Below are 10,574 nucleotides of genomic sequence, written 5' to 3'. Positions count from 1 at the left end.
CTTCTAGCTTCGTCGGCAGCGTCAGATGTGTATCAGAGACAGTGGCTCAACAGGGGCGCGTCGGTGGCGACCACCGCGATGATGGAGCCGTAGGACTTGCCGCGGTGGGGGGTGTTCTTGAACTTCTCCGCCAGCACCTCGCCCACCGGCAGGCCGCCCACGCGCAGGTTGTGCATCTTGCCGAAGTTGGACATGACGAGCACGCCCAGCGTGTAGCCGCCCAGCACCTCCGGCAGCTTGCGCGACGACGTGCCGATGCCGCCCTTGAAGTCGCACGTCACCATGCCGGTGCCGCCGCCGACGTTGCCCTCGCGCACCGGGCCGGTGGCCGCGTTGTTGATGGCCTCCAGGACGTGCTCCTGGCGCACGTGGCGGCCGGAGATGTCGTTGAGCCACGAATCGTCGCACTCGCCCACCACGGGGATGATGACGTCGTGCTCGTCGCCGATGCCCGGGTAGCGCTGCACCAGGTAGCGGGCCACGCCGTCGGACACCGCGCCCACGGCCATGGTGTTGGTGAGCAGGATGGGCGTTTCGATGAGCCCCCACTCCATGAGCTGCGTCATGCCGGAGACTTCGCCCGCGCCGTTGAGCACGAAGCCGCCCCCGCTCATGCGGTCCATGAAGATGTTGCCCAGGTTGGGCAGGATGGCGGTGACGCCCGTGCGCACCGGACCGTGGCCGGGCCTCAAGGGGCCTTCGCCCTGGATGATGGTGGAGTGCCCCACGAGCACGCCTTCCACGTCCGTGATGGCGTTGTACTTGCCCGTCTTGAAGCGCCCCAGCGGGAGTCCCAGCTCCCGCGCCCGGACCCTCGGCCCCGTTTCTTCCGGTATCCGCACCATGGAACCGACCGTACCCGACAATCTCCGACGGTCAACCCCGCTTCCCTACCGACTGTCGCTGTTTCCGCCCGCTCCCGGGTTCGCGAGTCCTGAGATCAGCAGCCGCGTCTGCACGATGGCGAGCGCCTCCGCGGCCTCCAGGCCCTTCACGGCTTCCTCCAACTGCCGGTCCACGAACAGCGACGCGAGCCCATGCACCAGCGACCACGCGGTGAGCGTCAGGGCCCGTGGATCGCCGGCCCGCAGCAGCCCCGCCGCCTGCCCGGAGGCAATGCCACGCACCAGCAGGGCGAAGGCGTCCTCCTCCCCTGGCGGGCCCTCCGGCTTCAGGGGGTGGCGGAAGTGCGGCCCGAACATCACCCGGAAGTGCGGCGGGTGGCGCACCGCGAAGAGGACGTAGGCCACGCCCGCCGCGCTCAGTTGATCCAGGGGCCCCTGGGGTGCCGTGGCCATGCGCTCGCGCATCTCGCGCGCCATGGTGCGGAAGCCCTCAATCGCCACCGCCTCCAGCAACGCCTCCTTGTCGGTGAAGTGCCGGTAGGGCGCCGCATGCGTGACGCCCGCCCGCCGGGCCACCTCCCGGAGCGTCAACGCGCCGAAGCCCTCCTCGGAGATGAGCGCCACCGCCGCGTCCACCAGCGCCTGGCGCAGATCCCCATGGTGGTAGCGCGCCTTCTCCGCCGGCGGCTCCTTCGGCGTCTCCTTCAGGGTCCGCTTGCTCCGGGTCGCCACCGTCCGTGCCTCCTCTGGCGTTTCGCGTCCGGAACCTAACCCTCCAGGGCACGAAGTTACCAGCGTCAACATCCATGTTGACAGCGACAACATGCGATGTTTACTGTGTCTACATGCTGAAGGGACACGGGGGTGTCCCCGGCCTTCCACACGCACCAGGAAGAAGGGTTTTGCGCCATGACGACCGCGATGAAGCAGACGATGTCCTCAACGGCCCCGGGCTGGCTCCGGGGCTTCCGCACGCTTCCCCGCCAGCACGGCTTCGAACCGCTGCGGGTGGAGGGCCAGGTGCCTGAAGGGCTGCGGGGTTCGCTGTACCGGGTGGGACCCTGGACGTTCGAGGTGCACGGCCGGCCGTACCAGCACTGGTTCGACGGGGACGGTGGGATGCTGGGCGTGCGCTTCGGGCCGGACGGCGTGAAGGGCGCAGCGCGGCTTCTGGAGACGCCCTCCATGGTGGCCGAACGCAAGGCGAGCACGCAGCGCTACGGCGCCTACGGCACGCCCACGCCGCTGTGGCACAAGCTGCGCAACGCCCAGAAGAACTCGGCCAACACGTCGGTGATGGCGTGGAACGGCAAGCTGTACGCGCTCTTCGAGGCCGACAAGCCGGTGGAGGTGTCGATGGAGGACCTGTCCACCGTGCGCGAGTCGGACCTGGAGGGCGTGGTGGCGGGCAGCTTCTCCGCGCACCCGCACCGCGTGCCGTCGCGCAAGGCGTCCTACAACTTCGGCATCCAGTACGGCCGGGAGACGAAGGCGGAGTTGTACGCGCTGCCGGACGGGGGCAAGGCGCGGCGGATGGGGGAGGTGACGCTGCCGGGCGCGACGATGGTGCACGACTTCATCGCCACGGACCGCTACCTCGTCTTCTTCCTGGCGCCGCTGCGGCTCAACATCTTCCGCATGCTGCTGCGGATGGGTTCGTACTCGGAGAACCTGCGGTGGCGGCCGGACGCGGGCTCGGAGGTGCTGGTGGTGCCCATCGACGACGTGGCGCACCCGGTGCGCATCCCCGCGGAGGCGTTCTACCAGTGGCACTTCGCCAACGCATACGAGCAGGGCGACACGCTGGTGGTGGACTACGTGCACTACCCCGACTTCACGACGAACCAGTGGCTGGGGGACCTGCTGCGCGGCGGCAATGGCACCCCGGCCCAGGGCATGCTGCACCGGGCGGTGGTGGACGTGAAGGCAGGCACCTTCCGCACGGAGCAACGCTCGGACGTGAGCTGCGAGTTCCCCCGCGTGGCCCCCGGCGTGGTGGGCCGGGCGCACCAGACGGTGTACCTGGGCGGACACTCCTCCCAGGAGGCCCGGAAGGGCGCGTTCGACGTGGTCATGCGCTACGACGTGGCGACGGGCCGCATGACGCAGGCCGCGCTGGGCGAAGGCCAGTACCCCTCCGAGCCCGTCTTCGTCCCCCGCCCCGGAGGCAGCGCGGAGGACGACGGGTGGCTGCTCGCGCAGGTCTACGACGCGAAGGCGGATGCGTCCCACGTCGCGGTGCTGGACGCGCAGCGGCTGGAGGAGGGGCCCGTGGCGCGGTGCCACTTCGACCACGCCCTGCCGCCCACGTTCCATGGTGGCTTCGCACCCGCGTGAGCGCCCTGCCCTGCTAGCGCCCCGTCCATGCCGGGGCGTACCCCGCCACGGTGATTATCCATATCCAGGAGAATGCATTTCATCCAGGCGCAGCCCTGCTCTCTCGGCCTTCCTCGCCATTTCGTACTAAATGGCGAGATTTGAAGACACGGAGGCAGGCCATGAAACAGCAGCGACGCAGTGCGCGTGCAGGGCTCCTGGCGGTGGTGGGACTCGCGGTGGCGCTCGTGGGGTGTCAGCCCCCGGCGCAGACGGACCCGAACCTGACGTCGCGGCGGCAGGACGCGACGAACGTGCCCGGGCTGTACGTCGTCTTCAACCAGCCGGACAACACGGCCACGCGCGACTACCGCATCAAGGACGAGCTCGTCCGGCTCATCGACAACAGCCCGAAGGGTTCCTACATCCGCATCGCGATGTTCCTGTGGACGACGGACCACCTGAACGCGTCCATCAAGGCCGCGCTGTGCCGGGGCGTCATCGTGCGGCTGGTGGTGGACGAGCAGAACGGCGGCGCGGCCTCCGAGTTCGCCTCCGGCGGCGTCATCCACGACATCAGCAGCCACGTGCCCCCGGCGGCGACGTGCCCGGACGCGACGCGGCTGGAGCTGACCCGGTGCAACGGCACGGGCGCGGGCAGTGCGTGCATCGCGGGCTTCGACCGTGAAGGCACCATCATGCACGACAAGATCTTCACCTTCTCCACGACGACGGATCCCCAGGGCAATCGCATCCAGCGCGTCGTGGTGCAGGGCTCGTGGAACAACACCTACTCCCAGAACAACTACTGGAACGACATGGTCGTCGGTTACGAGGACTGGGACTGGTACGACTACTGGGTCGGCTACCACAACGACCTGCGCGGCGGGACGAAGACGACGGACTACTACAACCCCACGTCGGGCCAGGGCTACTACAGCTCCCCCAACGCCCCGTGGACGGCCTACTTCTTCCCTCGCACGGGCAATGACAACGAGCTGTCGTCCGACACCGTGACGAACAACTTCACGGACTACGTGAAGTCAGCATCGCCGGGCTGCACGCTGGACGTGAACCAGAACCACTTCAACGACAGCCGCATCATCGTGGCCACGGAGCTGCTGCGCATCGCGAAGCTGGGCTGCAAGGTGCGCGTGCTCTACACGGACATGGACGCGGGCGTCCGCTCCAAGCTGGGCGGTTCGTCCAACATCACCGTGCGCCAGCTCTACGACGCCTCCGCCAACAACGTGAAGACGGGCGACGGCACGCCCCGGGAGGTGCTCACCCACAGCAAGCACTTCGTCTATTCGGGGAACTTCAACGGGACGGTGCGCAAGATGGTGCTGACGGGCTCGCACAACCTGTCGAAGAACTCGCTGCGCTACAACGACGAGAACTTCGTGAAGTACTACTCCGACACGCTGTGGCAGGCCTTCCACGACAACTTCGAGAAGGGCTGGGCGCAGGCGCTCAGCGACGGCTGACCTCAGGCGGGCGAGCAGGGCATCGCCACCCGAGCGAGGGCAGACCCTCTCATGCAGGCGAGACAGCAGGCGGGACACAGCCTGCGTCTCCAGGTTCCGGGCCGGTGGGCAACGGGTCGAAGCCGGGCGCAGCAGGCCTGCGAGCGATGGAGCCCGTGAGCCCCCATCCGCACCGGGAAACGGGTGCATGCGCAGCATTGAACTGCGACGGGCACTCAGCCCCTTCAACCGCCCTGTGGAGGCCCACCCATGAAAGCCGTGGTCTTGAAGTCCTTTGGGGACGTGGACGCGCTCGCCGTGCAGGACATGCCGGAACCGGAGTTCGGGCCCGGTGATGTGAAGGTCCGCGTCACCGCCGCGGGCATCAACCCGGTGGATTCGAAGATCCGGCGGGGCGAGATGCAGGAGCTGATGCCGGTGACGTTCCCCACCATCCTGGGCCGCGACGTGTCCGGAGAGGTCATGGAGGTGGGCGCGAACGTGAAGGGCTTCCAGCCCGGTGACCGGGTGATGGGCATGGTCCACGGCGGCTACGCGGAGGTCGTCGTCGCCCCCGCGAATGTCTGGGCGAAGGTGCCCCACTCGCTGGAGCTGCGGGACGCCGCCGCGCTGCCCATGGTCACGCTCACCGGCGCGCAGTTGATTGAGGAGCAGGTGAAGCCCGCCCGGGGCGACACGGTGCTCATCACCGGCGCGCTGGGCGCGGTGGGACGCGCCGCCATCCATGCGGCCCATGCCCTGGGCGTGAAGGTCTGGGCCGGCGTGCGGGCCCAGCAGGCGGAGCAGGCCCGCCGCGAGCTCAACATGGAGGGCGTCGTCGCGATCGACCGTCCGGAGGAGGTCGCGAAGCTGCCCACGCTGGACGCGGTGGCGGACACGGTGGGCGGCAAGGCCGTCACCCCCGTCCTGGACAAGGTGAAGCGCGGCGGGAAGGTCTGCAGCGTGGTGGGGGAACCGGTGGGCGCGAAGGAGCGGGGCCTCGTGGGGAGCTTCTTCCTCTCCCATCCGGATGGGCCCCGGCTCGCGCGACTCGCGGAGAGCGTGGCGAAGGGGGAGCTGCTCATCCCCATCGCCCAAACGTTCCCCCTGGACGCCGCGAAGGAGGCCCAGAAGCACGCGGAGACGGCAGGCACTGGCAAGGTGCTGCTCGTCAACTGAGCTGAAAGGCGGCGGCCCCTGACTGGGACCGCCGGCCTTCAAGACCTCAGGACTTCAGATCGGGGCGCACGGGTTGCTCCCCGAGGGCCGGGCTGCCATTGCCATGGGCCTGGGAGGACGCGGCGGCGGCGGACGCAGCGGCGGCGGCGTTGGCCTGCGCCGTCTGCTCCTCGATGCGCTGCACCACCTTGTTGAGCGGCGGCGTGGGGCCGGGCGGGTGCTCCGTCTGGGCCCGGCGCGCCTCGCGCTCTTTGTAGCGGCGGATGGCCGGCGCCATGATTTCGCCAATCAGCGTCCGGTAGTCCATGCCAGAGCCCTGCGCGATGAGCACCAGGTCGCTCCAGCCGGGCGTGAGGCCGGGCAGCGGGTTGCACTCGATGAAGTAGATGCGCCCCTTGTCATCCATGCGGAAGTCGATGCGCGCCACATCGCGGCACCCCAACGCCATGAACGAATTGCGCGCCGCCGTGCGCAGCTTCTCCAGCAGCGACGGCTCCAGCTTCGCGGGCACGTCGTAGCGGATGCGGTCCGTCCAATCCAGCTTGTGCTGGAAGCTGTAGACGGGGTTCTTCTCCGCCTTGTCCAGGAAGACGATCTCCATGGGCGGCAGCACGCGCGGACGCCGCTCGCCGAGCAGGCCCACCGTGAACTCGCGCCCACCGATGTACTCTTCGATCAGCGCGGGCTGCTGGTACTTGCCGGCGATCTCCTTCACCACGTCGCGCAGCTCCGCTTCGGAGTAGCAGACGCTCTTGGTGACGACGCCCTTGGAGCTGCCTTCCGCCACCGGCTTCACGATGAGCGGGAAGCCGGTGAACTCCTTGTTCAGCCGCTCCTTGCCCGTGACCATCAACTGGAAGTTGGGCGTGAGGATGCCCGCCTGACGGACGATCTTCTTCGCCAGCGCCTTGTCCAGCGCCAGCGACAGCGTCGCGGGGTCGGAGCCCGTGTACGGGATGTCCAACAGCTCCAGCATCGCGGGCACCTGGCTCTCGCGATTGCGGCCCTTGAACCCTTCCGCGATGTTGAAGACGATGTCCAACGGCGTGCTGGACAGCACCGTGGGCAGCTCCGCCGTGGCCTCCAGGTCGATGACCTCGTGGCCCCATGAAGCGATGGCCTCGCGGATGGCCTGGAGCGTGTTGGGCGAGTCGTACTCCGCCTCGCTGTCCTCCACCGTCTCACCCGTGGCCGTGGCGCTGGGCTTCACGCGCTTCACGTTGAAGGCGAAGCCCACCCGCAGCGGCCCCGACTTGCGCGCGGGCTTGCCCTGGCGCCGCGAGGAGTCGCGGATCTTGTAGCGCTTGGCCGCGCTCTGGATGATGGAGTTGATGACCCCGTCCAGGTGCAGCCCCTCCAGCTCCGCCGCGGAGTAGATGCCCGCGCCCGGCTCCAGGCTGGGCAGCGCGTTGATCTCCAGGAAGTACGGCACGCCCGCGTCGGAGAGGCGGAAATCCAGGCGTCCCAGGTCGCGGCAGTCCAGCACCTGGAGGATCTTCTGCGCCATCTTGCGCACGTCCTCCGCCATCTTCGGCGGGATGTCCGCCGGAGCGCGCACCGTCACGGCCTTCTCGCGCCGCGTCTTCAGGTCGTAGTCGTAGATGGCGTACTTGCGCCCGGCGGAGACCTCCGGGTCGATGACGTACTCCACCGGCGTCAGCACGCCGTCGTAGTCGTTGTCCACCGAGGCCAGGAACGGAACGGTGAGGTCGCGGCCGCGGATGTACTCCTCCACCAGCACGCCCGCCGGATACTTCTCCAGCGCCTTCGCCACCTTCTCGCGCACCTGCTCCAGCGTCTCCGCGACGGAGTCCTGGGTGATGCCCTTGGAGGAGCCTTCGAAGTTGGGCTTCACGATGACGGGGAAGTGCAGGCCCTCCACCGCCAGCTCACTGAGCTTCTCCACGTACTGCCAGCCCGGCGTGCGGATGCCGTGCTTGGAGAGGATGAGCTTGGTGAGCTGCTTGTCCAGCGTCAGCGCCAGCGCGTACGCATCCGAGCCCGTGTACGCGAACCCCAGCTCGTCGAAGAGCGCGGGGTAGAACGCCTCGCGGAAGCGGCCCCGGCGGCCTTCGGCCGTGTTGAAGATGAGATCGGGGCTGTACGCCTCCAGGCGGGCCACGGTGCGCGACGCGGGACCGCTCACCTCGAAGCGCTCCAGGCGGTGCCCGAGTCGCTCGATGGCTCCCGCCAGCGTGTTCACCGTCTCCTGCGTGTCGAACTCCGCCTCATCTTCCGTGTCCGACAGACGCAGGTTGTACGTCAGCGCGATGCGCATGGCTTACTCCGTATCCCTTTCCTGAATGCCTTGGCGCGGCGCACCTTCGCCGCGGACATCAAACGGCCCGGAGCGCGTGCCGCCGCCACCGGCGTGCGGGCTGCAACCGTCGCGCCCGCCACAACCTTCCCGTCCACCACCTGCGTCTGCGCCCAGGTGTCTCCCAGGCGCAGGCCCAGCGGATCCCTCAGCACCCGCCACGCCTCCACGCCGCCAATCACCACGAAGCCCGCCGCCGCGGCCACCAGACCGTGCGGCGCGGGCATCATCCCCAGCAGCACCACCAGCGCGAGCGGGGCGTTTCGCAGCGTGCTGTCCCGGTGCCGCGCGGCCGACCGCGTGGGCAGGTGCATCACCTTCACGCCGAAGATGCGCTTGCCCACGCTCTGCCCCTGGAGCATCCCGTCCGCGAGCAGCAGGAACAGCAGCGCCACCACCGCGCCCGCCGCGCCACAGACGACGTACAGCCCCCAGGCCGTCAGGCAGTCCACCACGCGCGCGCCCAGGCGCAGCAGCAGGGACGCCTTCGGATACGGCGAGTCCGGCTGCGCGTCCTCCTGCACCAGCCGCAGCACGCGGCCCCCTCCCCTGTCCGTGGCCATCAGGCTGCGTTCGGGAGCGGCGCTCACTCTTCCGGCTCCAGCGTGAGGCCCTCTTCGCGGGCTTCCGGTTCGTCCAGGCCGGCCAGGCGCGCCAGCCGCTCGTGCGCGGACAGCGGGTGGACGAAGGGCACCACCGTCTGGGAGTGCTCGTCGGCGTGGCTTCCATATTCGGCCGCGAGTCGCGCGGTGGGGCTGCCCGTTTCGGACAACCGCTGCAACCGTTCGCGCGCGCTGGCCTCGTCGTGCTGCGCGGCCTCTCCTTCGCGGGTGAAGAAGATGAAGGCCATGGCCGGGCGCTTGGAGGACTCGCGCATCGCGAACTGCACGCCGTCCAGGTTCCAGCCCTTGCCGGTCCACTCATTCAAGGTGCGCTCCAGCGCTCCCTCGTCCACCGTGGACAGCTCCACCACTTTGTACTGCAACGGACCGGGAGCACGCACGACAGGGGTGCGGCCCTGGCCCGGGCGTTTGCCCGCGCGCGAACCCTTGCGGGTGGCGGGGGCGCGTCGAGGCGGAGGCTTCGCGGTTCTGCGTCCGGGCCGCTTCTTCTGGGTGGGCATCGTGTGGGGACCATTTGGGCGCAAGCGGCGGAGCCAATCAAGCTCTCCGCCGCGATGTCGCGCCGGCGTGTTGCCTAGAGGAGTTTGGCCGCTTCCAGGGCGTGGTAGGTGATGACCAGGTCGGCCCCGGCGCGCTTGATGGACGTGAGGACCTCCATCATCACGCGCTCGTAGTCCAGCCACCCGTTCTGGCCGGCGGCCTTGAGCATCGCGTACTCGCCGGAGACGTTGTACGCGGCGAGCGGCAGATCGAAGTTCTCGCGCAGCGCGCGGATGACGTCCAGGTACGACAGGGCGGGCTTCACCATGATGAAGTCCGCGCCCTCCTCCACGTCCAGCGCCGTCTCGCGGATGGCCTCGCGCACGTTGCCCGGGTCCATCTGGTAGCCGCGCCGGTCGCCGAACTTCATCGTGCTCTGTGCGGCCTCGCGGAAGGGACCGTAGAAGCCGGAGGCGTACTTGGCCGAGTACGCCATGATGGGCGTGTCGGTGAGCTTCACCTCGTCCAGGGCCTTGCGGATGGCGCCGATGCGGCCGTCCATCATGTCCGACGGGGCGACGATGTCCGCGCCCGCCTGCGCGCACGTGACGGCCATCTGCGCGAGCAGCGGCAGCGTGGCGTCGTTGGCGACGTGCTGGCCGTCCAGGACGCCGCAGTGGCCATGGTCGGTGTATTCGCAGAGGCACACGTCCGCGATGACCTGGAGGTCAGGCACCGCCGCCTTGATCTCCTGGATGGCGCGCTGGACGATGCCGTCGCGCGCGTAGGCCTGCGTGCCTTCCGCGTCCTTGTGGTCCGGGATGCCGAAGAGGATGACGGACGGCACGCCCAGCGACTTCGCGAGCTTCGCCTCCTGGACGGCGTGCTCCACCGACAGGTTGAAGACCCCCGGCATGGAGGACACGGGGCGGCGGATGTCCCGGCCTTCGACGACGAACAGCGGGTAGATGAAGTCCGTGGGCGAGAGACGCGTCTCTCTCACCATGTCACGGAGGGCCGCGGAGCGGCGCAGCCGGCGGGGGCGGTGGACGGGATGGGCCATGGGTCGCCGGTATAAACCGCCCGGCCCCGCGCTTCACCCCTTCCCTGACTCCCACCTGCCTGCTCAGCCAGCGACGGGGCGCCAGCTCTGCTGCTGGCGGCGGCTGTCGCGCGCCATGCGGTCGGCCCGCCGGTGGGCGAGGTCCGCCTCGTACAGCGCCCGCGCATAGCGCACCCGAGCCGCCTCGGTCCCGCTGGCCAGTTCCCGCTCGGCCGCCTCCAGTTCGCGGCGTGCGTCCTGAAGCTGCTGCTCGGTTCCGTTCGTCCACGTCATGCCTGTGACTCC

9 protein-coding genes and 1 pseudogene are annotated in these 10,574 nt (G+C 69.0%); 3 read left to right on the top strand and 7 right to left on the bottom strand.

From position 1 onward, the window contains the following. Positions 1–41: 41 nt before the first annotated feature. Both D7V88_RS45735 and D7V88_RS17295 read right to left on the bottom strand, forming a co-directional pair. Positions 42–845 (bottom strand): annotated as a pseudogene (locus tag D7V88_RS45735) (P1 family peptidase); the annotation flags it as partial. Between the two features lie 45 nt (positions 846–890). Continuing rightward, positions 891–1,577 carry a TetR/AcrR family transcriptional regulator gene (locus D7V88_RS17295; RefSeq protein WP_120541746.1) on the bottom strand — a complete coding sequence of 229 codons (687 nt, stop codon included), beginning with the start codon at positions 1,575–1,577 and terminating at the stop codon, positions 891–893. 177 nt (positions 1,578–1,754) lie between these two features. On the opposite strand from D7V88_RS17295, the gene D7V88_RS17290 reads away from it, so the two are divergent. From D7V88_RS17290 to D7V88_RS17280, 3 genes are all read left to right on the top strand, one after another. After that, a complete protein-coding gene (locus D7V88_RS17290; protein WP_120541745.1) occupies positions 1,755–3,182 on the top strand; it encodes a carotenoid oxygenase family protein in 1,428 nt (475 codons plus the stop codon). 161 nt (positions 3,183–3,343) lie between these two features. Then, positions 3,344–4,648: a phospholipase D-like domain-containing protein gene (locus D7V88_RS17285; RefSeq protein WP_120541744.1), complete on the top strand. Its 1,305-nt coding sequence runs from the start codon at positions 3,344–3,346 to the stop codon at positions 4,646–4,648. Positions 4,649–4,897: 249 nt separating this feature from the next. Next, positions 4,898–5,806, top strand: coding sequence for an NADP-dependent oxidoreductase (locus tag D7V88_RS17280; protein WP_120541743.1), 909 nt, complete (start codon positions 4,898–4,900; stop codon positions 5,804–5,806). Between the two features lie 46 nt (positions 5,807–5,852). On the opposite strand, the gene D7V88_RS17275 is transcribed toward D7V88_RS17280, so the two are convergent. The 5 genes from D7V88_RS17275 to D7V88_RS17255 form a co-directional block, all read right to left on the bottom strand. Beyond that, entirely contained in the window at positions 5,853–8,084 is a 2,232-nt protein-coding gene (locus D7V88_RS17275) for a D-alanine--D-alanine ligase family protein (protein ID WP_120541742.1), read from the bottom strand. Continuing rightward, entirely contained in the window at positions 8,069–8,686 is a 618-nt protein-coding gene (locus D7V88_RS17270; RefSeq protein WP_120541750.1) for an RDD family protein, read from the bottom strand. Before D7V88_RS17270 ends, D7V88_RS17275 begins: the two co-directional genes overlap by 16 nt. Positions 8,687–8,709: 23 nt before the next feature. Further along, entirely contained in the window at positions 8,710–9,246 is a 537-nt protein-coding gene (gene sglS / locus D7V88_RS17265; RefSeq protein ID WP_120541741.1) for a type IV pili motility protein SglS, read from the bottom strand. 74 nt (positions 9,247–9,320) lie between these two features. Further along, the gene (hemB, locus tag D7V88_RS17260; RefSeq protein WP_120541740.1) at positions 9,321–10,289 is read right to left on the bottom strand and encodes a porphobilinogen synthase; all 969 of its coding nucleotides are present in this window, start codon (positions 10,287–10,289) and stop codon (positions 9,321–9,323) included. Between the two features lie 63 nt (positions 10,290–10,352). Continuing rightward, on the bottom strand, positions 10,353–10,562 hold the full coding sequence (locus D7V88_RS17255) for a hypothetical protein (protein ID WP_120541739.1): 210 nt from the start codon (positions 10,560–10,562) through the stop codon (positions 10,353–10,355). Positions 10,563–10,574: the final 12 nt, after the last annotated feature.

The organism is Corallococcus terminator (assembly GCF_003611635.1).
GTDB classification, from domain to species: Bacteria; Myxococcota; Myxococcia; order Myxococcales; family Myxococcaceae; genus Corallococcus; species Corallococcus terminator.
This window is presented reverse-complemented; position numbering and strand designations above follow the sequence as displayed.